Source organism: Micromonospora sp. PLK6-60 (genome assembly GCF_019890675.1).
Taxonomy (GTDB): Bacteria; Actinomycetota; Actinomycetes; order Mycobacteriales; family Micromonosporaceae; genus Micromonospora.
This window is the reverse complement of record NZ_JAIOAA010000003.1, coordinates 376,110-396,398: the sequence shown is the minus strand read 5'-3', so window position 1 is coordinate 396,398 and position 20,289 is coordinate 376,110. Positions and strand designations below refer to the sequence as shown.

Below are 20,289 nucleotides of genomic sequence, written 5' to 3'. Positions count from 1 at the left end.
GGCCGGACACCCCGGCCTTGCCGCTGTCCCCCCGGGAGGCCGCCGCGGCGTCGATGCCGGGCGTGCCCGGGGCCAGCCCGTCGTCCACCGCACCGCGCCAGGCGCCGGTCTCGGCGCCCCGGCCCTCGATGAAGGTACGGAACTTCTCCAGGTCGGACTCGGCCTGCTTCGCCACCAGGTGCAGCGCGTCGCCGGCCTTCTCGACCAGCCCCTCCGGCTCGTACTCCAGGGAGAGCCGGACCGCGGTGCGGTCCGCGCCGACCGGCTCGAAGTAGACCGCGCCGGCGTTCGTGGCGCCCTCGGTGGCCGCCCAGGCCACCTTGCGGTCCGGCACCTGCTCCAGGATCCGCGCGTCCCACTCGCGCTTGACGCCGCCGATCTGGGCGACCCAGTGCAGCCGCTTGTCGTCGAGCTGGCGCACCTCCTTGACCCCGCCCATGAACCGGGGGAACTCCTCGAACTGGGTCCACTGGTGGTACGCGGTGCGGACCGGGACCCGTACCTCGAGGTTTTCTCGACCTTGGTGGTCATCGCGATGTCCTCCCTCGTCACGGCCGGCGCGTCAGCCGTCCTCGCGGTCGGGGCTCTCCAGCCGGAAGAAGTTGCTCTGCCGGCCGTCGGAGCGTTCCTCCTGGTAGATGAAGTTGAGCCGCCGCGCGTCGAAGGCGCGGAACCACTCGTCCCAGCTGATCTCGGTGAGCCGGCTCTCCCGGCCGTTGGCCGGGAAGTCGAGGCGCAGCACGCCCGCGTGCCCGTCGTGCTCGCTGCCCTCGACCGTGCACGGCACGCCCTTGCGCGCCTCGGCCCAGCGGCGGATCACGTCGTGGTCGGTGGTGACCAGGCTGCGGCCGGGGCGCTCCGGCTCGTCGTCGGTGGAGGTGATCTCCTGCGAGTACCGCACCGAGCTGGAGGTGTGCGCGCCGGTCCGCGCGCCGCCGCCGGCCTTGCCGCCGCCCCGTGCCGAGCCCGCGCCGGCCTTGCCGGAGTGTTCCTCGCGCAGGCTCTTGACCAGGGCCTTCACCAGCGCGTCGTGCTGCATGTCGCGGGTTCCGCGGACGCCCCGGGAGCGCAGCCGCTCGCGCAGCTCGTCGACCTTCAGCCGGGCGATCTCGCTCTCGTCGACGTCGGGGGTGTTCGGGGTCTGGTTGCCGGGCGGGTTCTTGGTCGCGGTCGTGCCGCGTCCCTTGCCGTCATGGGTAGCCAATGATCCTCATCCTTCCCTCGGCCAGTGGTTCAGGGGTGCCGCGCAGCGCGCGGTGGGCCGTTCAGAGGAATCAGTACCCTCGGCCGCCGGCTGAAACGTCCGGCCGGGGGTGGCCGGGACGGATCAGGCGTACAGGGTCTTCAGATAGTCCGGACCGTAGTGCCGCTCCAGGTCGGCGAGGCTCTCCGCGGGCGTCTCGACCTCCTTGACCAGCCGTGGGCGCGGCGGCAGCGCCTCCGGCCGCCAGGTCTCCGGCCGCCACAGCTCGGCGCGGAGGAACGCCTTCGCGCAGTGATAGAAGATCTGCTCGACGGTCACCTCCACGGCCAGCACCGGGCGGTGCCCCTTGACCACCATCCGGTCGAACCACGGCGCGTCCCGCACCAGCCGGGCCCGGCCGTTGATGCGCAGCGTGTCGGTGCGCCCCGGGATCAGGAAGATCAGCCCGACGTGCGGGTTGTCCAGGATGTTGCGGTAGCCGTCGGCGCGCCGGTTGCCCGGCCGCTCCGGAACGGCGATCGTCCGCTCGTCGAGCACCTGCACGAAGCCGGCCGGGTCGCCCTTCGGTGAGACGTCGCAGCTGCCGTCCGCGCCGGCGGTGGCGACCAGGCAGAACGGCGACGCGGCCAGCCACTGTCGGTCCCGCTCGTGCAACACGGTGCGCTCCTTGGCCAGCGAGCGGGGCATCGGCGCCCCCAGCAGCTCGCGCAGCTCCTCGGGCGAGGTGATCTCCACCGTCACGTGAACCTCCCTGCGGCCGTTGACCATGGTGGCGAGCCGGCCGGGTGCCGGACGGCGCCGGGATCAGCCTAGGAGAGCGCGTCGAGCGCGAGGTTTGCCCATGGACCGCACGGGTACCGCCTCACTCGCAGCGCGCCCGGATGTGAAAACCGTGGAGGCGGGGATGGAGAGCCGACTGAAGGTGCTGGGCCATCCCGTGCATCCCATGCTGGTGATGTTCCCGGTGGCCCTCTTCGTCACCGGGACGATCTTCGACATCGTCGACACCGTCGGCGGCCCCGACTTCCTCGCCGAGGTGGCGTACTGGAACATCACCGTCGGCCTGATCGGCGGCCTGCTGGCCGCCGTGGCCGGCGCGTTCGACCTGCTGGCCATCCCGGCCGGCACCCGCGCCAAGCGGGTCGGGGTCAGCCACGCCGCCGCCAACCTCGCGGTCATCCTGCTCTTCGCCGCCGTCTGGGTGGTCCGGCTCAACGCCGAGTCCCGGGCGGCGGGTGGCGCGCTGATCGCGATCGAGGTGGTCGGCCTGGCACTGCTGGGCATCAGCGCGTGGCTCGGCGGGGAACTGGTCGACCGGCTCGGCGTCGGCGTCGATCGCGACGCCCATCTGGACGCGCCCAGTTCACTGCGGCCCCCGGCCGCCCAGCGGAGCGGAGACGTGCGATGACGGAGCAGAGTGGAGCCGGCTTCGGCCGTGGTTGGCGCGGCCGGCAGCAGGGCTGGGACCCGATGGGCGAGTTGCAGTCGCTGCGGTCCGAGCTGAGCCGGCTGGTCGGCGGCGGGCGGGGCAGCTCCCCGGACGTCGAGCTGACCGAGTCCGGGGACGGCTGGGAGGTGATCGTCCGGCTGCCCGGGGTGGCACCGGAGGAGGTCGCCGTCGAGCTGGACGACCGGGAGCTGTGCGTACGGGCCCGGTCGGAGGCCGAGGTCAACGCCGAACAGGGCATCCCCGGCGGCTTCGAGACCCGCGGCTTCGAATACCGGATCGACCTGCCGTCCCGGGTCGACCCGGACGCCATCGACGCGGTGATGGACCACGGCCTGCTCCGGGTCCACCTGCCCCGGGCCCGCCGGGCCGCCCCGCGCACCATCACCGTCGGGCGCACCGGCCCGCGTGCCAACGGGCGCGCCCCGATCGCCGACCCGGCCGCCGACCGGGAACTGCACCACCCCGACACCACCGCCGACGAGATCGACCGGCCGTAGCCCGCATGGTCAGCCCGTCCCTGCTCGGCCCGGTCGCCGAGCCCGTGCCCGACGTCGCGCGGATCGCCGTGCTGCGCGCCAACGCGCTGGGTGACTTCATCTTCACCCTGCCGGCGCTGGAGTCGCTGCGGGCCGCGTACCCGGCGGCGGAGATCGTGCTGCTCGGCGCGCCGTGGCACGCGAAGCTCTGGCGCGACCGCCCCGGCCCGGTGGACCGGGTCCTGGTGGTGCCTCCGGCGCCCGGGATCCGGGCGCCGGAGGCGGGCGAGGCGGAGGACGGGCTGGCCGACTTCCTGGCCGCGGCCCGCGAGGAACGCTTCGACCTGGCGTTGCAGCTGCACGGCGGTGGGGGCAACTCCAATCCGGTGGTGGCCGGGCTCGGCGCCCGGGTCACCGCCGGGCTGCGGGCCGAGGACGCGCCGCCGCTGGACCGGTGGATCCGGTACGTCTACTACCAGCACGAGGTGATCCGCTACCTGGAGGCGGTGGCCCTGGTCGGCGCCCCGGCGACCACCGTCATCCCGGCGCTGGCCGTCACCGACGCCGACCGCGCGGAGGCCCGGCGGGTGCTCGGCGCGCCGGAGCGGCCCCGGATCGCGCTGCACCCCGGGGCCTCCGACACCCGCCGGCGCTGGCCCCCGGAACGCTTCGGCGAGGTGGCCCGGGCGCTGGCCGGCGACGGGTACGAGGTGCTGGTCACCGGCACGCCGAGTGAGCAGGAGACGGTGGACCGGGTGGTCGCCTCGGCCGGGGTGCCGGTGCGCGCCGAGGTCGGCACGCTCAGCCTGGGCGGGCTGGCCGCCTGCTACGCCGACTGCGCGCTGGTGATCTCCAACGACACCGGGCCGCTGCACCTGGCCGGCGCGGTGGGCACCAGCACCATCGGCATCTACTGGCTGGGCAACCTGATCAACGGCGCCACCCCGCTACGGGCCCGGCACCGGCCGATCGCGTCCTGGACGACCCGCTGCCCGGTGTGCGGCGTCGACTGCACCCGCGACATCTATCCGCACCGACCGGGGGAGAGCGGCTGCGCGCACCGCGACTCGTTCGTCACCGACGTCCCCGTCGCCGAGGTCCTCGAAGCCGCCGCCGACCTGCGGTAAGGAGGGTGCCCTTGTTAACGCCTCCGGTAGAGGCGGGGCCCCCTGTTAACACCCCGCCGGGGCGCCGGCCAGGTGGGCCGCGCCGGTCGGTGGGCCGCGCCGGTCAGGTGGGCCGTGCCGGTCGGTGGGCTGTGCCGGTCAGGCCGGCTGCGGGGCGTCGGAGTCGGCGAGGACGACCTCCCACGCCTCCACCTCCCGCTCGGTGACCGTGGTCGGCGACTCCAGGTGGTATGCCCCGCTCGGCACCACGCCCGCGCCGCCGTACCGGGCCATCACCGCGAGCTGGGCCGCGACGTCCTCGCCCTGGTGCCGCTCGGGCAGCCGGCGCCAGAAGCCGAAGCCGCCCGCGTCGACCAGCTTCGCCCGGTCGTAGAGCACACAGCCGCCGATCCAGGAGACCTTGTACGCCCGCCACGTGCCCGCCGGCAGGTCGAGCTTCTCGGTGACGTGCAGCAGGTTCGCCGCCGGGTGCAGGGCGGCCCGGTGCCACTCGGCCGTGCCGGGGCGGACCCGCTCCGGCACCGGGGGACCGTCCCACTCCTCGTAGTGCCCGTGCGTCTCCGGGCGTACATCCTCGGCGTACGACAGGCCGTGCACCGCGTTGCCCACGAAACCGCAGCCCAGCTCCTCGATCGCGGTGACCAGCCGGCGCAGCGTGCCCGGTTCCAGCCACACGTCGTCGTCGAGGCAGAGCACGTACCGGGCCGTCGAGGCGTCCAGCAGGTAGGCCCGGTGCTCGGCCAGCCCGCGCCGGGGCAGCCGCCGGGTCAACAGCACCGGGTGCCCCCGGTGGCGCAGCGCCCGGACCATGGTGGCCGCCGCCGGGTGCGCGTACGCGGGCTCGCCGTCGGACTGGTCGCTGACCACCACGCCGAACCCGGGCACCCCGTCCTGGGCGGCCAGCCCGGAGAGGGTGACCGCCAGCTCGGCGGGACGGTTGCGGGTGGGGATCAGCACGTCCAGCGAGCGCGGCGCACGGAACCGGTCGGGGGCGTCGGGGTCGAGCGGTCGGTTCACGGTCGGCGCCTGCCCGTCACCGGTGCGGTGACCCCGTCGCGGTCGGCGGGCGCCTCGTGGCGCTGGACGCCGTCGCGGCGGGCGAGGTCGCCGTGCCGGTGGACGCCGTCGCGGTGGGCGGCGTCCTCGCGGCGGGCGGCGCCGTCGAGCTGGACGTCGTCGCGGCGGGCGGGGCCGTCGGCCAGTGGGGTGTGCGCGCGGATCCGGTCGATGATGGCGGAGGTGGACCGGTCCGGCACGTAGCCGAGGGTGCGGACCTGCCCGCCGAGCCGGCGGACCAGCGGCGCCTCGGGCACCATCTCCGGCGGGTAGTCGCCGCCCTTGACGTACACGTCGGGCCGGACGGCCTCGATCAGCGCGGCCGGTGAGTCCTCCTCGAAGACCACCACGTGATCCACGCAGGACAGCGCGGCGAGCATGGTGGCCCGGTCCTCCACCGGGTTCACCGGCCGGTCGGGGCCCTTGAGGCGGCGGACGCTGCCGTCCGAGTTGACCGCCACCACCAGCAGGTCGCCCAGCGCCCGGGCCTGCTCCAGATAGCGCACGTGGCCCGGGTGCAGCACGTCGAAGCAGCCGTTGGTGAAGACGATCGACCGCCCGCCGGCGCGCTGCTCGGCGACCAGCCTGCCCAGCTCGTCCGCGTCCACCACGACCGGGCTGTCCGGGTCGCCGCCGGGCGCGCCGAGCGCGTCGAGCAGATCCTCCCGGCGGCACACGCAGGTGCCGGTGTCGGCGACCGTGACGGTGGCCGCCAGCTGGGCGAGCTGGGCGGCGGTCGGCAGCGGCGCCTCGGCCGCCAGGGCCAGCGTCATCGCCGCGAGGTACGCGTCGCCCGCGCCGACCGCGTGACTCGCCGGCACCGGGGTGCTGTGGCTGCGCCGGGGCGTACCCTCGGCGTCGCCGACCACCGCGCCCTCGGTGTCGAGGGTGACCGCCACGACGTCGGCGCCGGTGTGCGCGCGCAGCTCGGCGAGGCGGGCCTCGGCCAGCACCGCCCGGTCCACGCCGTCCCCGGCGGCGGTGTTCACGGTGACCCCGGTGCCGGTGACGCTGAGCCCGTCCCCGGTCATCGCCACCCGGTCCTCCGCCGGGGTCGGTTCACCGGTCGGGGCGCCCGACCGGTGGCCGTTCGCCGCCGGCGTGGTCCACGGCCCGTTCGGGTCGACCCGTCCCGCGTCGGGCACGAACCGTTCGGCGGGCGCCGCGCCGACGCTCAGCTCGGACGGGCCGTCGTCGTCCCGGTCCGACCCGGGGTGGTTCAGGTGCAGGCCGGTGCCGGGGTGCCCGTCCGCCCGGGCGCCGAAGCCGACGGCGGCGGCCCGGGCCAGCAGCCGGGTGGCCTCGGCGAAGCTCGGGGTGACCACGGTCGGCGACAGGCCGTGCCAGTCGGCCAGGTCGTGCGCGTCGAGCGCGACGGTGGCGTACCGGTCGCGGTTGGCGACCAGCCAGGCGCGCACCACCTCGGGCAGGGCACCCAGCCCGTAGTCGCAGACCACCAGGGTGGGCGGGGCCCCGCCGGCGGCGGCGCGCAGCTCCTCGGTCGCGCACTCCAGGGCGGTGATCAGCCGGGCCACGCCGTCGGCGTCGAGCGGGTCGTCCGGGTCGCCGGAGTCTTCGCGGAGCAGGATCTGGTTGCCGGCGAGCATCCGGCGCTTGACCGGGGTGGGCCGGCCGGGCTGGCCGACCGTGCGGTCCCAGACGCCGGCCCGGTCCAGGCAGTCGTGCAGTTCGTCGCCGGCCACGTCCGCCCCGACCGGCGCCACCAGCACCGCCCGGCCGCCGAGCGCGGCGACGTTCACCGCCGTGTTGGCCGCCCCACCGGCGGCGGAGATGCGCCGGCGCAGGGTGAGCACCGGGGCCGGCGCCTCGCGGCAGAGCCGGTCGGACTCCGCGAACCGCCACTCGTCGAGCATCGCGTCGCCTACCACCAGGACGGCACGCTCCCGCCAGCTCTCCACGACGGTGGCGAGCCGGCGCTGTTCCGCTGCTGCTCCTGCCATGCCCTCCGGGGTCCCCGGGAGCGGTCGGGTCAAACCTGCGCGGGATCGACCGGCGTCGGGACGGATCGGGCAGCGCGCGCGTGCCGGACCGAGGCCCGCGGCGGGGTGGCGGCGCCCACCCCGAGTGGGGCGTTTCGGGCAACCCGCGCCGGGAACGATTCCAGGATCACCCCGGAGAGGAGTACGCACATGGCAACGACCCTGCAAGGCAAGCGCATCGCCTTCCTCGCGGCCGACGGCGTCGAGGAGGTCGAGTACGTCCAGCCGCGCGAGGCGGTCGAGCAGGCCGGAGCGGCGGTGGAGCTGGTCTCGCTGAAGCCCGGCTCGATCCAGTCGTTCAACCACCTGGACCAGTCGAAGACGTACGACGTCGACGTGACCGCGGCGCAGGCGGACGCCGGGGCGTACGACGCCCTGGTGCTGCCGGGCGGCGTGGCGAATCCGGACTTCCTGCGCACCGACCCGGACGCGGTGCGATTCGTCCGGTCGTTCTTCGACGCCGGCAAGCCGGTCGGCGTGATCTGCCACGGCCCGTGGACGCTGATCGAGGCGGGTGTGGTCCGTGGCCGGCGGATGACCTCCTGGCCCAGCCTGCGCACCGACCTGACCAACGCCGGGGCGAGCTGGGTGGACGAGGAGTGCGTGACCGACAACGGGCTGGTCAGCAGCCGCAAGCCGGACGACCTGCCGGCGTTCTGCGCCAAGATCGTCGAGGAGTTCGGCGAAGGGAAGCACCCGGCCCGGTGATCGGGTGTGCCGGCGGCGTCGTGGCGCAACCCACGACGCCGCCGGCTCACGTTCCGGGAGATTCGGGTCCGGAGGGACGCATGTTCCCGCCCATGCGGGAAAGAAGGCCGGATGACCGTCCACGCCGGCACCCCCGTGCTCAATGCCCGCCAGATCCGCCTGCTGATGTTCGGTCTGATGACCGGCATGCTGCTGGCCGCGCTCGACCAGACCATCGTCGGTACGGCGTTGCCGACCATCGTGGGCGAGTTGGGCGGTATCGACCACTATTCGTGGGTGGTGACCGCGTACCTGCTCGCCTCCACCGCCTCCACCCCGCTGTACGGCAAGATGGCCGACCTGTACGGGCGGCGGCCGGTCTTCCTCTTCTCGATCGGTACGTTCCTGGTCGGCTCGCTGCTGGCCGGCCTGTCGCAGGACATGACCCAGCTGATCGTCACCCGGGGCGTGCAGGGCATCGGCGCGGGTGGCCTGATGACGCTGGCCTTCACCATCATCTCGGACGTGGTGTCGCCCCGGGAGCGGGGCCGCTACCAGGGGTTGTTCGGCGCGGTCTTCGGCCTGTCGTCGGTGGCCGGCCCGCTGGTGGGCGGCTACTTCGCGGAGACCAACTGGCGGTGGATCTTCTATATCAACGTGCCGCTGGCGATCCTGGCGATCGTGGTCTGCTACCACGTGATGCGGTTGATCCCGTTCCAGCGCCGGGAGCACGCCATCGACTGGCTGGGCGCGGCGCTGCTGGTGGCCGGGGTGAGCTGCGTGCTGCTGGCGTTGAGCTGGGGCGGCACCACCTACCCGTGGGGCTCCGGGCTGATCCTCGGGCTGTTCGTCGCGGGCGCGGTGCTGGGCACGCTCTTCGTGCTCCAGGAGGCCCGGGTCGCCGAGCCGATCCTGCCGCTGCGGCTGTTCCGCAGCGCCACCTTCGCGCTGGCCAACGCGGCGGGCTTCGTGCTCGGTCTGGTGATGTTCGGGTCGATCATCTTCATCCCGCTCTACCTCCAGATCGTCAAGGGCGCCTCGCCGACCCGCAGCGGTCTGCTGATGCTGCCGATGATGGCCGGCATCATCGTCACCTCGATCCTCACCGGCCGGGCGATGAGCCGGATCGGCCGGTACAAGTGGTTCCCGGTGGCCGGTTCCGCGGTGCTGGTCGCGGGGATGCTGCTGTTCCGGCAACTCCAGGTCGACACCTCGCTCTGGCTGGCGTTCGGCTACATGGTGGTGATCGGCGTCGGGCTGGGGCTGTGCATGCAGTCGCTGATCCTGGCCGTGCAGAACGCGGTGGCCCCCCGGGACCTGGGCGCGGGCACCTCGTCGGCGACGTTCTTCCGCTCGCTGGGCGGCTCGTTCGGCGTGGCCATCCTCGGCGCGCTGCTGTCGTCCCAGCTCAGCGGCCAGCTCGCGGACCGGCTGCCGGCGGCCATCGGGCAGCTCCCGCCGGACCAGCGGGCCGCCGTGGCCGCCGCCGGCGGGACCAACATCTCGATCAACGACCCGGCCACCATCCTCGCCCTGCCCGGCCCGGTCCGGGCCGCGATCCAGGCGTCCTTCGTCGAGTCGCTGCACCTGGTCTTCCTGACCACCGGCCTGATCGCCATCCTGGCCGTGCTGGTCACCCTGGCCCTGCCGAACCGCGAGCTGCGCGGTGCCGGTCCGCAGGGCGCCACCGGCGGCGCCGACCCGCTGGGCGGCAAGGCCGCCGCGCCGGGCGGTAAGCCGCTGCCCAAGGAGTCGAAGGACGAGGCCGCCGCCGAGATGGAGGCCAAGTCGCAGACCATGCTGTGAGGCCGCCGGGTGCCCGGCCCGGGTGCCCGGCCCGGGTGCCGGGTCCGGGCCCGGGTCCGGGTCCGGCGGCAGTTTCCGGGAAGTTGTTGCCTCCGCCGGCCGGTAGGCAGCAGCTTCCCTGATGTTGCGCGGATCTTGTGCCGGTCAGGGCCCGGTGAGCAGGCCGAGGATCAGCGCCAGCGGCGGCCAGGCCGCGCGACCCCGGCGCACCACGGCGTACGCGCGCAGCAGCGCCGCCGGCTCGGTGAGCGGCAGCAGGCGTACGCCGGGCGCGGTGGGCTGGTCGGCGGGGAGCAGCCCCACCCCGAGCCCGGCGACGATCAGATCCTGGACCAGTTCGAGGCTGTCCGCCCGGTGGGTGACCCGGGGTTCGAAGCCGGCCATCGAGGCGATGGTGCGGACCACCACCTCGTCGGCGGTGTTGCGCGAGTTGACGATCCAGTCGGTCGCCCGGAACCGGTCGAGGACCGTCGGCGAGTCGCCCGCCGGGGGCGTCGGTGTGCCGGCCGGGACACCGAGGTGCCAGGCCGCCGACCAGAGCGGGGTGGCCGCCAGCGTCGCGTCGGCGGGGGCCGGGGCCAGGGTGTAGTCGTAGGTCAGCGCGAGATCGACCTCGTCGGCCGCGAGCAGCGCGTACGCCTCGGCCGGCTCGTGCTCGTGGATGCTCAGGTGGACCCGGGGGTGGTCGGCGGCGAGCCGGGTGGTGAGCGGCAGCAGCGAGCGCCGGACGGCGGTGGCGAAGCCGGCGACGCGTACGGTGCCGGCCGGTTCGGCGTGCGGGTCCAGGTCGAGCCGGGCGGCGTCGACGGCGGCCAGGATGGTCACCGCGTGCTCGGCGAGCCGGCGGCCGGCGGGGGTGAGTCGGACCCGGCGCCCGTGCGGCTCGACCAGCTCGACGCCCACCTCCCGGGCCAGCACGGCGAGCTGCTGGGACACCGTCGAGGTGGTGACGTGCAGCTCGTCGGCGACCTGGCGCATCGAGCCGAGCCGGGCCAGTTCGCGCAGCAGGCGCAGGCGACGCAGGTCCATCCGGCCATTGTTCACTCTCACCGAACGGATCGTCCAGAAATAGCACGTGGACGCGAACGGTCGGCGGTGGCTCTACTGGTGGCATGACGAGTTCCACCCCCGCCCGGTCGGGCACCGCCATGGCCGTCGCCTCGATGATCTGCGTCCAGCTCGGGCTGGCCGCCTCGGTCGGGCTGTTCGACCGGGTCGGCCCGGAGGGTGCCGCCTGGCTGCGGCTGGCCTGGGCCGGGGTGCTGCTCGCGGTCCTGGTCCGGCCGCGTCCGTCGGCGTTCAGCCGGTCCGCCCTGCGGGCCTGCGTGGCGCTCGGCGTGGTGACGGCCGGGGTCACCCTGCTCTTCATGGCGGCGGTGGCCCGGCTGCCGCTGGGCACCGCCAGCGCGCTGGAGTTCCTCGGGCCGCTCGGCGTGGCGGTGGCCCGCGGCCGGGGCGGCGCGAAGCTCTGGCCGGCGCTCGCGGCGGCCGGGGTGCTGCTGCTCACCGAGCCGTGGCACGGCGGCATCGACCCGGTCGGGGCGGCGTACGCGCTCGGCGCGGCGGTCTGCTGGGCGGCGTACATCCTGCTCACCCAGCGGGTGGGCGACGAGGTCTCCGGGGTGCGCGGCCTGGCCGTGTCGATGCCGGTGGCCGCCGTGGTCGCCACCGGCGTCGCCGGCCCGTCGGTGCTCGGCGAGCTGACCTGGCAGGTGCTCCTGGCCGGGCTGGGGCTGGCCCTGCTGCTGCCGGTGATCCCGTTCGTGCTCGAACTGCTCGCGCTGCGCCGGCTCACCGTCGCCGCGTTCGGCACCCTGATGGCGTTGGAACCGGCGATCGCCCTGGTCGTCGGGCTGGCCGCGCTGGGCCAGGTGCCCGGGCCGGGGGCGGTGGCCGGCATCGCGTTCGTGGTGGTCGCGGGGATCGGCGCCGAGCGCTCCGGCGCCCGGCCGCCGGCCGACCGCCCCACGCTGCCGCCCGGCGGGACGTCCGGGCCTGCGCAGCCGGTGCCGGAGGAGTCGGAGGCCGCGGCCGGGACGAGGTGTTAACAGGGGGCCCCTGCTATGCAGAATGCGTTAACAGGGGACCCTTCCTTACCTGCCTACTTGAGGATGAGGCGGTTGGTCTGCTCGAAGACGTCCAGGTCGGCGAGGGTTTCCAGCACGCTGGCGGAGAGCGGCGTGGGCAGCGCGTCCCGGTGGAAGAAGCCGGCGTCCACGGTCTCGTCGGTGAACCGGGCCAGCTCCCCGTCCCACTCCTCCACCCGGAAGGCGGTGGTGAAGATCTGGTAGGTGTGGCCGTACATGTTGGTGTGGGTCCGGTCCGGGCCGGTGTAGAGGGCGAACGCGGCGACCCGCAGCGCCCGGAGGCCGGTCTCCTCCCGGACCTCGCGGACCGCGCAGTCGGCGATCGACTCGCCCAGTTCCATCGCGCCGGCCGGCAGGGCCCACTGGTTGTTGTCCGAGCGCTGGATCAGCAGCACCCGGGCCGCGTTGTCGCGGACCACGGCGCGGGCGCCGACGAACATCAGCGTGCGGTCACCGGCCAGGGCGCGCAGTTGCCCGACGTACGAGTCGGCCCAGGAGATGCTCACCCGGCCCAACTTACGGGGGTTCCGCTGGTGTGACCGGCGACACTAGCTTGTTACCCATGCGTAGCACGATGATGGACGCCCCCCTCCAGATCGCCCGGATCCTCGACCACGGCTCCACCGTGCACGGCACGGCGGAGGTGGTCACCTGGACCGGCGCCGAGCCCCGCAGGATGTCGTACGCCGAGGTGGGCCGCCAGGCCGCCCGGCTGGCCCACGCGCTCCGCGAGGAGCTGGGCGTGACCGGCGACGAGCGCGTCGCCACCTTCATGTGGAACAACGCCGAGCACCTGGTGGCGTACTTCGCCGTGCCGAGCATGGGCGCGGTGCTGCACACCCTCAACCTGCGGCTCTTTCCCGACCAGGTGAGCTACATCGCCAACCATGCCGAGGACCGGGTGGTGATCGTCGACTCGACGCTGATCCCGCTGCTGGCGAAGGCCATCGGCGCGATGACCACGGTGCGGCACGTGGTGGTGGTCGGCGGCGGCGACCCGGCGCCGCTGCTGGCCGCGACCGGTGACCGGGTGGCCGTACACCGGTGGGAGGAGCTGCTGGCCGGGCGGCCGGACCGCTACGACTGGCCGGAGGTGGACGAGCGGGACGCGGCCGCGCTCTGCTACACCTCCGGGACCACCGGCAACCCCAAGGGGGTCGCCTACTCGCACCGTTCGATCTACCTGCACTCGTTGCAGATCTGCATGCCGGAGGGCTTCGGGCTCGGGCCGACCGACCGGGAGCTGGCCATCGTGCCGATGTTCCACGCGATGTCCTGGGGTCTGCCGTACGCGGCGTTCCTCTCCGGCGCGTCGCTGATCATGCCGGACCGGTTCCTCCAGGCCGAGCCGATCGCCGCGATGATCGCCGCCGAGCGGCCCACCCTGGCCGGGGCGGTGCCGACCATCTGGACCGACCTGCTCAGCTACCTGGACGCCCACGACGTGGACACCTCCTCGCTGACGGAGGTCATCGTCGGCGGCTCGGCGTGCCCGCCGGCGCTGATGCACGCGTTCTCCGAGCGGCACGGCATCGAGGTGGTGCACGCCTGGGGGATGACCGAGATGTCGCCGCTCGGCTCGGTCTCCCGGCCGCCGGCCGGGGCGACCGGCGAGGAGGCCTGGCGCTACCGGTACACCCAGGGCCGGGTGCCGGCCGGCGTGCAGGCCCGGATCGTCGGCCCGCTGGGCGAGCCGCTGCCCGCCGACGGGACGTCCGTCGGCGAGCTGGAGGTCCGCGGCCCGTGGGTGGCCGCACGGTACGTCGGCGACGACGCCCCGGACGCCGAGAAGTTCCGCGACGGCTGGCTGCGGACCGGGGACGTCGGCACGCTCTCGCCGGACGGCTTCATCACCCTCACCGACCGGGCCAAGGACGTGATCAAGTCCGGTGGCGAGTGGATCTCCTCGGTGGAGCTGGAGAACGCGTTGATGGCCCACCCGGACGTGGTGGAGGCCTGCGTGGTGGGGGTGCCGGACGAGCGCTGGGGTGAGCGTCCACTCGCCACGGTGGTGCTCCGGGAGGGCGCCGAGGTGGGCGCGGAGCAGCTGCGTGACTTCCTCGCCGGCTCGGTGGCCCGGTGGCAGTTGCCCGAGCGTTGGGCGGTCATCGACGCGGTGCCGAAGACCAGCGTCGGCAAGTTCGACAAGAAGGTGGTCCGGTCCCGGTACGCCGAGGGTGACCTGACCGTACGGGAGCTCGCCGCGCCGTGACGACGGCGGTGTAACACTTTTCGCGCGGGGGTCGCCTGAATGGTCAGGGACGTGGTTCTGCAGGACATCCCTCCCCAGAGGCGGCCCCGGCGTTCGCACCGCGCCGGGGCCGCCCGCTTCTGGCGGGTTGGCCCCGCACCGTCATTCTTGCGAAACTTGTTCGCCTCTGTCCCGGTGACGGGGAAATCCGGTTGCGTCCGTCCGGCTCACGACTCGCTGGTGGTGATCAGGACCTTGCCGACCACCGAGTTCTGCACCGCCTCGTGCGCCGCCCGCGTGGCGGACAGCGGGTGGTGGTGCAGCGGCAGGCCGGCCTCCTCGCCGACCCGCACCGCGCCCTGGGCGACCGCCGCCGCCACGTCCACCACGGCCTGCGCCTTGGCCGCCTTCGGCTCGGTGTAGACCAGCACGAACTGCCAGCGGGCGTTCGGCACCATCATCGGCCGGATCGGGATGGTCACCTCGTCGCCGCCGTCGTCGGCGTACACACAGACCGCGCCGCCGGTGCGCAGCAGTTGGGCGTCGGCCGCCGCGTTGCGGGCCGCGGAGACCTCGACGATCGTGTGCACCCCGTCGGGGGCGATCTTGCGGACCTCCTCGACCACGTCCTGCTCCCGGTAGTTGACCACGAAGTCGGCCCCGGCCGCCGCCGCGAGCTGCGCCTTCTCCGGGCTGCTCACCGTGGCGACCACGCAGGCGTCCGCCCACCGGGCGAGCTGGATCGCCGCGTTGCCCACCGCGCCCGCCCCGCCCTGCACCAGCACCGTGTGGTCGGCCAGCGCCCCGGCGTGCAGCCTGTCCGGCATGAACTCGCCGACGGTCAGGCACCGGTGCGCGGTGAGGAACGGGATGCCCAGGCAGGCGCCCAGGTCGAAGGAGGCGTCGCCGAGGCGTACCGCCTGCCGCACCGGCACCACTGTGTACTCGGCGGCGGTGCCCCAGGGCCGCTGCCAGGCGGCCTCCCACAGCCACACCCGCTCGCCGATCCAGTCCTGGTCGACCCCGCCGCCGACCGCCTCGACCACCCCGGCGCCGTCCTGCCCGGGGGTCTGCCACCCCGCCGGCAGCGGCCACGCCTGGCGGGCCTTCCAGTCGGTCGGGTTCACCCCGGCGACGGCCATCCGGATCAGCAGCTCGCCCGGGCCCGGCTCGGGCACCGGCCGGTCGACCAGTTGGAGCACCGACGCAGCACCGGTCTGCTCGTACACGATCGCCTTCATCGCCGGTCTCCTCACCTCGACGGCCGGTGGCTCCCCTACCCGGGTCGGCCCTGATCATTCCGATCCGGGCACCCGCCGAAAATCTACAACCGTCAGGCCGTCGGCTTGAGCACCACCTTCGACCAGCCCTCCTCCCGCCGGTCGAACCGCTGGTACGCCTCCGGCGCGGCGTCCAGCGGCACCTCCTTGCTCACCACGAAGCTCGGCGTCGCCCGCCCCGCCATGATCAGGTTGCGCAGGTACTCGTTGTAGGTCTTCACGTTGGCCTGACCGGTCCCCATCCGCAGGCCCTTCTCGAAGAACTTGCCGACCTTGAACAGCAGCTCACCGTGGGCCGAGTGCGGGTCCGGCGCGCCCGGGTCCTCGGCCAGGTAGAGCCCGACCACGCCGATCGCCCCGGTCGGCCGGACCACCTCGACCAGGCTGTTGAGCACCGCCGCCGGCTGCTCCTCGCCGCTGGCCGCCGACGCCTGGTAGCCCACCGCGTCCACGCCGTGGTCGGTGCCCACCCCGTCGGTCTGCTCCATGATCTGCTCCACCGGGTCGCCCCTGCCGAAGTCGACCGGGATCGCGCCGATCGACTCGGCGAGCCGCAGCCGGTCCGGCACCCGGTCCACCACGAACACCTCGGCGGCGCCCTTCAGGATCGCCGAGTAGGCGGCCATCAGCCCCACCGGACCGCCGCCCATCACGGTGATGTTCTCGCCGGGGCGCAGCCCGGTCATCGCCACCCCGTGGTAGCCGGTCGGGAAGATGTCGGCGAGCATCGCGTAGTCGTTCTCGTGTTCGGTGCCGGGCGGCAGGCGCAGGCAGTTGAAGTCGGCGAACGGCACCCGCAGGTATTCTGCCTGCCCACCCCGGTAGGGGCCCATCGACACGTAGCCGTACGCGCCGCCGGCGAAGCCCGGGTTCACCGTCAGGCAGAAGCCGGTCTTCTGCTCGCGGCAGTTGCGGCAGAACCCGCACGCCACGTTGAACGGCATGGAGACCCGGTCGCCCTTCTTGATGTGCACCACGCCCGGCCCGACCTCGACCACCGTGCCCATGTTCTCGTGGCCGAAGACGATGCCCGGCTCGGCCTTCGTCCGCCCCTCGTACATGTGCAGGTCGGACCCGCAGATCGCGGTTGTTGTGATCTTGACGATGACGTCGTTCGGGTCCTCGATCCGCGGATCCTCGACCTGGTCGACGGTGACCTCGTGCGGCCCCTGATACACCACTGCCCTCATGTCACCGACCGTAGGCGGGTCGGGACCGCCGGGGAGGCGGTTCAGCCGAGCCGCTCCACCACGTCCGGGGTGAGCGCGCCGATCGCGGGCAGCACCACGGCGGCCAGCGCCGCCGCGTCCGGGTCCAGCGGATACGAGCCGTGCGGCACGGCCACCACCCGCATCCCGGCGGCGGCCGCCGACCGCACCCCGTTCGACGAGTCCTCCACCGCCACGCAGCGGGCCGGGTCGACCGCCAGCCGGGCCGCCACCGCCAGGTAGACGTCCGGCGCCGGCTTGCCCCGCGCGGTCTGCTCCGTCGACAGCGTCGCGCCGAAGGCGTCGGCCAGGCCGGTGGCCTCCAACGCCGCCCCGATCAGCCGGGTCGGCGACGAACTGGCCAGACCCAGCGGCCACCGCGCGGCCAACCGGCGGACCACCGCGTCGGCGTCGTCGATCAGCGGTACGTGGGCCGCGTACCGGCGGGACATCTCGGTCACCACCTCGGTGGCCACCCGCTCGGCGCCCCGGTCGACGCCCAGCTCACCGCTGAGGTAGGCCGACCACTCGGCGGTGCTCATCCCCATCAGCCGGCGCTGGGTGTCCGGCAGCCACCGGCCGCCGTGCTCCGCCACGTACGCCCGGCGCACCTGCTCCCAGACCGGCTCGGAGTCCACGATCACGCCGTCCAGGTCGAAGATCACCGCATCCGCCATCCGCCCATCCTGCCCGACGGGACGGGACGGGCCGGCGCCGGATCAGCGGGCCGCCGTCGCCGCGCCGCTCGGGTCGGGGCGCTGGGCGGGCAGCCCGATCGGGGCCTGCGGCGGGATGATGCTCAGGCACCGGCTGCTGATCGGCTCCAACAGCTCCCGCAGCCGGGCCGTACGCTCCGCGCCCAGCGCCCGCCACGGCCCGATCGCGGCCCGGTCGGTGGCCTCCTCGACAGCCCGGAAGGCCGCCGTCGCGGACGCGGTGGGCGACCGGTCGGCGGCCAGCCAACCCTTCTCGACCAGGCGCTCCTCGGCGGCGTCCCACTCCTCGTCGGTCCAGCCCCGGGCCGACTGGTGGAACTGCCGGTACTGGTCCGTCCGGCACCGCCAGGCGACCACCTCGAGCGGGTCCAGCCCGGTGCCGACCAGCGCCGCGACGTGCCCGTCGCCCCGGTGCTCGCGCAGCGTGGTGGCGGCCTGCCAGAGCCGGGCCAGCGGGTATTCCCCGCGGGGCAGCGCGGCGTTGACCGCGCCCAGCACCCGCCCGGCGGTCGTCACCCGGCCGGCGGCCTCCTCCAGCAGGTCGGCCGCCTCGACCAGGTGCGCCTCGGGCAGCTCGTAGGTGAACTCGGCGAGCGCCTGCACGGCCCCGGTGAGCCGGGCCCGCAGCGCCTCCGCCGGGGTGGCCAGCCGCCACACCGAGGGCAGCGCCCGGGCCACCATGTCGGGCGCGAAGCTGAAGAACGCGGCGACCACCGGGGCGGCCGGCACCGGGCCCAGCGGGGCGGCCCGCCCGGCGAAGTAGCCCCGCCAGTAGCCGCGCAGCCCCACCGCCTCGTAGGCGGCCCGGGCCCGCGGGTGGAAATAGGTCACCGCGTGGACCGGCTCGAAGTGGGTCCACATGGTCCGGGCCAGGCCCGGGTCGTCGTCCAGCGCCGGCACGTGCACCTCCGCGTCGGTGTGACAGGCACCGCGGCCGGCGTACCGACCACGGTGCCTGTGAACCTAGTGCCGCTGGGTGACGGTTAGGAAGCCCGATGTGAGCTACTGGGCAGCGAGCACGTCAACGACGAAGCGCAGCGGGCCGGCCGGGCGCCCACCGGAGGAGTCGTTGCCGTACGCCAGCTCGGCCGGGATGTCGAGCTGCACCCGGCTGCCCACCGGCACCCCGACCAGGCCCTCGTCCCAGCCCTTGATGACCTGGCCGACGCCGATCGGGAAGCTGACCGGCTGGCCGCCGTTCCAGGAGGCGTCGAACTCCTTGCCATCCTTGTAGAACACGCCGACGTAGTTGGTGGTGATGGTCTGGCCGGCCTTCACCTCCGGGCCCTTGCCCTTGACCAGCGGGGTGACGGTCAGCTTGCTCAGCTCACCCTTGCCGGCGGCCACCGTCGGCTTCTTGGCCAGCGCGGGGTCGGTGCCCGGCGGCAGCTGGCCGGGGGCCGGCTGGTCGGCCGGCTGGTCCGCGGGCTGGTCGGCCGGCGCGCTGGCGGACGCCGAGGTGCTGGCCGTGGGCTGCTTGTCGTCGTCGCCGCCGTCGGCCAGCCAGACGATGCCGCCGATCAGGGCCACCACGGCGATCACACCGGCGGCGGCGCCCAGCATCGCCTGCCGGCGGCGCTTCGCCTCGGCGGCCTTCTTCGCCGCCAGCTGGGCGGCCAGCCGCCGCTCCCGCTTGGTGCCCGGGTCGTTCCGCACCTGTTCGCTCACGTCGTCGACTCCCTGCCGGTGAGGTGGATGGGCCCGGGCGGCCGACGCCGGGGCCAGCGCACACGGTACCCGCCCGCACAGCCCTCCCCTAGTGCAAGGAGGGGCCCCCTGTTAACGCATTCGGTAGAGGAGGGGGCCCCTATTAACACCTGTGGCTGGTGGGGAAGTCGTGCCCGGGGGGCCGTGGAGGGGAGTCGTGACCGCTGTGCCGGACGAGGTCAGGCGGTCTTGCGGGGGGCGGTCTTCTTGGCCGCCTTCTTCGCCGGCGCCTTGGCGGCCTTCTTTTCGGCGGTCTTCTTGGCCGGCTCCGCCTTCTTCGCCGTCGACGTCTTCTGCGCCGTGGCCTTCTTCTCGGCCGTCTTCTTGGCCGGGGCCTTCTTCGCCGGCTCGGCCTTCTTGGCCGCCTTCTTCTGCGCCGAGCGGGCCGCCGAGATCGGGGTGGGTTCGGCCCCGCCGCCGGTCGGCTCGCCCCGGGCCGCCCGGGCCCGGTCCACCGACGCCCGCAGGGCGGCCATCAGGTCCACCGCGGCGGCCGGCGCGGCCTCTTCCTCCTCCGGCTGGACCACCTCCCGGCCCTCGACCTTGGCGTCGATGACCTCCTGCAACGCCGCCCGGTAGTCGTCGGTGAAGGCGTCCGGCTCGAACTCGCCGGCCATCGAGTCGATAAGCGAGCTGGCCATCGCCAGCTCCGGGGGCCGCACCTTCAGGTCCTCGTCCAGGAAGCCGAAATCGGGGGTACGGATCTCGTCCGGCCAGAGCATCGTGTTGAGCAGCAGCACGCCCTCGCGTACCCGCAGGGTGGCGAGCTGCTCCCGCTGGCGCAGCGCCACCTTGACGATCGCCACCCGCTCGGAGTCGGCCAGCGCGTCCCGCAGCAACACGTACGGCTTGGCGGCCGTGCCCTCCGGTTCGAGGAAGTACGCCTTGTTGTAGAGGATCGGGTCGACCTGCTCGGCGGGAACGAACTCCAGCACGTCGATCGCGTGCGAGGTGGACAGCGGCAGGTCGGCGAAGTCCTCGTCGGTCAGGATGACCATCTCGCCGCCGCCGATGTCGTAGCCCTTGGCGATGTCGTCGTAGGTGACCTCCTCGCCGCAGACCGAGCAGGTGCGCTTGTACCGGATGCGGCCGCCGTCCTCGCGGTGCACCTGATGGAACCGGATGTCCTTCTCCTCGGTCGCCGAGTAGACCTTCACCCCGATCGACACCAGGCCGAACGACACCGCCCCCTTCCAGATCGCCCGCATCCCCGCGCTCCTCTCCCCGGTTCTGACCAGAATCGCAAATGATCGAACGGGACGCACGCCCTTCCGCCGGCAACTACAGTCAGGAG

General features: G+C 73.8%; 19 protein-coding genes and 1 pseudogene. 7 read left to right on the top strand and 13 right to left on the bottom strand.

Annotation, left to right across the window (positions count from 1 at the left end):
- Positions 1 to 82: 82 nt before the first annotated feature.
- The 3 genes and pseudogenes from K7640_RS30060 to K7640_RS08180 form a co-directional block, all read right to left on the bottom strand.
- A pseudogene (locus K7640_RS30060) lies at positions 83 to 514 on the bottom strand (SRPBCC family protein); the annotation flags it as partial.
- A 48-nt stretch (positions 515 to 562) separates the two neighbouring features.
- Positions 563 to 1,204 (bottom strand): hypothetical protein, encoded by a 642-nt coding sequence (locus K7640_RS08185; protein ID WP_222954100.1) that lies wholly within the window; start codon positions 1,202 to 1,204, stop codon positions 563 to 565.
- A gap of 123 nt (positions 1,205 to 1,327) precedes the next feature.
- Positions 1,328 to 1,945: a pyridoxamine 5'-phosphate oxidase family protein gene (locus K7640_RS08180; RefSeq protein ID WP_222954099.1), complete on the bottom strand. Its 618-nt coding sequence runs from the start codon at positions 1,943 to 1,945 to the stop codon at positions 1,328 to 1,330.
- 163 nt (positions 1,946 to 2,108) lie between these two features.
- On the opposite strand from K7640_RS08180, the gene K7640_RS08175 reads away from it, so the two are divergent.
- From K7640_RS08175 to K7640_RS08165, 3 genes are read left to right on the top strand one after another with little or no spacing between them, the layout of a single operon-like run.
- Positions 2,109 to 2,612, top strand: a complete 504-nt coding sequence (locus tag K7640_RS08175) for a DUF2231 domain-containing protein (protein WP_222954098.1) — start codon at positions 2,109 to 2,111, stop codon at positions 2,610 to 2,612.
- On the top strand, positions 2,609 to 3,151 hold the full coding sequence (locus K7640_RS08170) for an Hsp20/alpha crystallin family protein (protein ID WP_222954097.1): 543 nt from the start codon (positions 2,609 to 2,611) through the stop codon (positions 3,149 to 3,151). Before K7640_RS08175 ends, K7640_RS08170 begins: the two co-directional genes overlap by 4 nt.
- 5 nt (positions 3,152 to 3,156) lie before the next feature.
- Entirely contained in the window at positions 3,157 to 4,257 is a 1,101-nt protein-coding gene (locus tag K7640_RS08165) for a glycosyltransferase family 9 protein (protein WP_222954096.1), read from the top strand.
- A 138-nt stretch (positions 4,258 to 4,395) separates the two neighbouring features.
- Here the strand turns inward: K7640_RS08165 and K7640_RS08160 are convergent, their stop codons facing one another.
- Complete coding sequence (locus K7640_RS08160) at positions 4,396 to 5,274, bottom strand: glycosyltransferase family 2 protein (RefSeq protein WP_222954095.1); 879 nt, start codon at positions 5,272 to 5,274, stop codon at positions 4,396 to 4,398.
- The gene (gene rfaE2, locus K7640_RS08155; protein ID WP_222954094.1) at positions 5,271 to 7,274 is read right to left on the bottom strand and encodes a D-glycero-beta-D-manno-heptose 1-phosphate adenylyltransferase; all 2,004 of its coding nucleotides are present in this window, start codon (positions 7,272 to 7,274) and stop codon (positions 5,271 to 5,273) included. The genes K7640_RS08160 and rfaE2 overlap by 4 nt, the downstream gene beginning before the upstream one ends.
- Before the next feature lie 189 nt (positions 7,275 to 7,463).
- On the opposite strand from rfaE2, the gene K7640_RS08150 reads away from it, so the two are divergent.
- Both K7640_RS08150 and K7640_RS08145 read left to right on the top strand, forming a co-directional pair.
- Positions 7,464 to 8,021, top strand: a complete 558-nt coding sequence (locus tag K7640_RS08150) for a type 1 glutamine amidotransferase domain-containing protein (RefSeq protein WP_222954093.1) — start codon at positions 7,464 to 7,466, stop codon at positions 8,019 to 8,021.
- Between the two features lie 111 nt (positions 8,022 to 8,132).
- Complete coding sequence (locus K7640_RS08145) at positions 8,133 to 9,806, top strand: MDR family MFS transporter (RefSeq protein ID WP_222954092.1); 1,674 nt, start codon at positions 8,133 to 8,135, stop codon at positions 9,804 to 9,806.
- Positions 9,807 to 9,950: 144 nt separating this feature from the next.
- Here K7640_RS08145 and K7640_RS08140 read toward each other — a convergent pair whose 3' ends face one another.
- Positions 9,951 to 10,835: a LysR family transcriptional regulator gene (locus tag K7640_RS08140; protein ID WP_222954091.1), complete on the bottom strand. Its 885-nt coding sequence runs from the start codon at positions 10,833 to 10,835 to the stop codon at positions 9,951 to 9,953.
- A gap of 83 nt (positions 10,836 to 10,918) precedes the next feature.
- Here K7640_RS08140 and K7640_RS08135 point away from each other — a divergent pair, with 83 nt between their 5' ends.
- Positions 10,919 to 11,854 carry a DMT family transporter gene (locus K7640_RS08135; protein ID WP_222954090.1) on the top strand — a complete coding sequence of 312 codons (936 nt, stop codon included), beginning with the start codon at positions 10,919 to 10,921 and terminating at the stop codon, positions 11,852 to 11,854.
- 53 nt (positions 11,855 to 11,907) lie between these two features.
- Here the strand turns inward: K7640_RS08135 and K7640_RS08130 are convergent, their stop codons facing one another.
- Complete coding sequence (locus K7640_RS08130) at positions 11,908 to 12,399, bottom strand: NUDIX domain-containing protein (protein ID WP_222954089.1); 492 nt, start codon at positions 12,397 to 12,399, stop codon at positions 11,908 to 11,910.
- A 56-nt stretch (positions 12,400 to 12,455) separates the two neighbouring features.
- On the opposite strand from K7640_RS08130, the gene K7640_RS08125 reads away from it, so the two are divergent.
- Positions 12,456 to 14,105 (top strand): fatty acid--CoA ligase, encoded by a 1,650-nt coding sequence (locus tag K7640_RS08125; RefSeq protein ID WP_255608380.1) that lies wholly within the window; start codon positions 12,456 to 12,458, stop codon positions 14,103 to 14,105.
- A gap of 206 nt (positions 14,106 to 14,311) precedes the next feature.
- On the opposite strand, the gene K7640_RS08120 is transcribed toward K7640_RS08125, so the two are convergent.
- The 6 genes from K7640_RS08120 to K7640_RS08095 all read right to left on the bottom strand — a co-directional run bounded on the left by K7640_RS08120 (position 14,312) and on the right by K7640_RS08095 (position 20,203).
- Positions 14,312 to 15,325 carry an NADPH:quinone reductase gene (locus K7640_RS08120; RefSeq protein WP_222954088.1) on the bottom strand — a complete coding sequence of 338 codons (1,014 nt, stop codon included), beginning with the start codon at positions 15,323 to 15,325 and terminating at the stop codon, positions 14,312 to 14,314.
- A 92-nt stretch (positions 15,326 to 15,417) separates the two neighbouring features.
- Positions 15,418 to 16,554 carry a glutathione-independent formaldehyde dehydrogenase gene (locus K7640_RS08115; RefSeq protein WP_222954087.1) on the bottom strand — a complete coding sequence of 379 codons (1,137 nt, stop codon included), beginning with the start codon at positions 16,552 to 16,554 and terminating at the stop codon, positions 15,418 to 15,420.
- 41 nt (positions 16,555 to 16,595) lie between these two features.
- Positions 16,596 to 17,249 carry an HAD family phosphatase gene (locus K7640_RS08110; protein ID WP_222954086.1) on the bottom strand — a complete coding sequence of 218 codons (654 nt, stop codon included), beginning with the start codon at positions 17,247 to 17,249 and terminating at the stop codon, positions 16,596 to 16,598.
- A 42-nt stretch (positions 17,250 to 17,291) separates the two neighbouring features.
- On the bottom strand, positions 17,292 to 18,149 hold the full coding sequence (locus K7640_RS08105; protein ID WP_222954344.1) for a hypothetical protein: 858 nt from the start codon (positions 18,147 to 18,149) through the stop codon (positions 17,292 to 17,294).
- A gap of 141 nt (positions 18,150 to 18,290) precedes the next feature.
- Positions 18,291 to 18,956 (bottom strand): FKBP-type peptidyl-prolyl cis-trans isomerase, encoded by a 666-nt coding sequence (locus K7640_RS08100; protein WP_222954085.1) that lies wholly within the window; start codon positions 18,954 to 18,956, stop codon positions 18,291 to 18,293.
- Positions 18,957 to 19,174: 218 nt separating this feature from the next.
- Positions 19,175 to 20,203 (bottom strand): Ku protein, encoded by a 1,029-nt coding sequence (locus K7640_RS08095; protein ID WP_222954084.1) that lies wholly within the window; start codon positions 20,201 to 20,203, stop codon positions 19,175 to 19,177.
- Between the last annotated feature and the right edge of the window lie 86 nt (positions 20,204 to 20,289).

Bases quoted from the DNA above. Each gene is read 5' to 3' on its own strand.
- K7640_RS08125 (WP_255608380.1), top strand. From the start codon at position 12,456: ATGCGTAGCACGATGATGGACGCCCCCCTCCAGATCGCCCGGATCCTC.
- K7640_RS08095 (WP_222954084.1), bottom strand. From the start codon at position 20,203: ATGCGGGCGATCTGGAAGGGGGCGGTGTCGTTCGGCCTGGTGTCGATC.
- K7640_RS08135 (WP_222954090.1), top strand. From the start codon at position 10,919: ATGACGAGTTCCACCCCCGCCCGGTCGGGCACCGCCATGGCCGTCGCC.
- K7640_RS08165 (WP_222954096.1), top strand. From the start codon at position 3,157: ATGGTCAGCCCGTCCCTGCTCGGCCCGGTCGCCGAGCCCGTGCCCGAC.
- K7640_RS08145 (WP_222954092.1), top strand. From the start codon at position 8,133: ATGACCGTCCACGCCGGCACCCCCGTGCTCAATGCCCGCCAGATCCGC.
- K7640_RS08110 (WP_222954086.1), bottom strand. From the start codon at position 17,249: ATGGCGGATGCGGTGATCTTCGACCTGGACGGCGTGATCGTGGACTCC.
- K7640_RS08105 (WP_222954344.1), bottom strand. From the start codon at position 18,149: ATGTGGACCCACTTCGAGCCGGTCCACGCGGTGACCTATTTCCACCCG.
- K7640_RS08170 (WP_222954097.1), top strand. From the start codon at position 2,609: ATGACGGAGCAGAGTGGAGCCGGCTTCGGCCGTGGTTGGCGCGGCCGG.
- K7640_RS08175 (WP_222954098.1), top strand. From the start codon at position 2,109: ATGGAGAGCCGACTGAAGGTGCTGGGCCATCCCGTGCATCCCATGCTG.
- K7640_RS08120 (WP_222954088.1), bottom strand. From the start codon at position 15,325: ATGAAGGCGATCGTGTACGAGCAGACCGGTGCTGCGTCGGTGCTCCAA.
- rfaE2 (WP_222954094.1), bottom strand. From the start codon at position 7,274: ATGGCAGGAGCAGCAGCGGAACAGCGCCGGCTCGCCACCGTCGTGGAG.
- K7640_RS08150 (WP_222954093.1), top strand. From the start codon at position 7,464: ATGGCAACGACCCTGCAAGGCAAGCGCATCGCCTTCCTCGCGGCCGAC.
- K7640_RS08140 (WP_222954091.1), bottom strand. From the start codon at position 10,835: ATGGACCTGCGTCGCCTGCGCCTGCTGCGCGAACTGGCCCGGCTCGGC.
- K7640_RS08115 (WP_222954087.1), bottom strand. From the start codon at position 16,554: ATGAGGGCAGTGGTGTATCAGGGGCCGCACGAGGTCACCGTCGACCAG.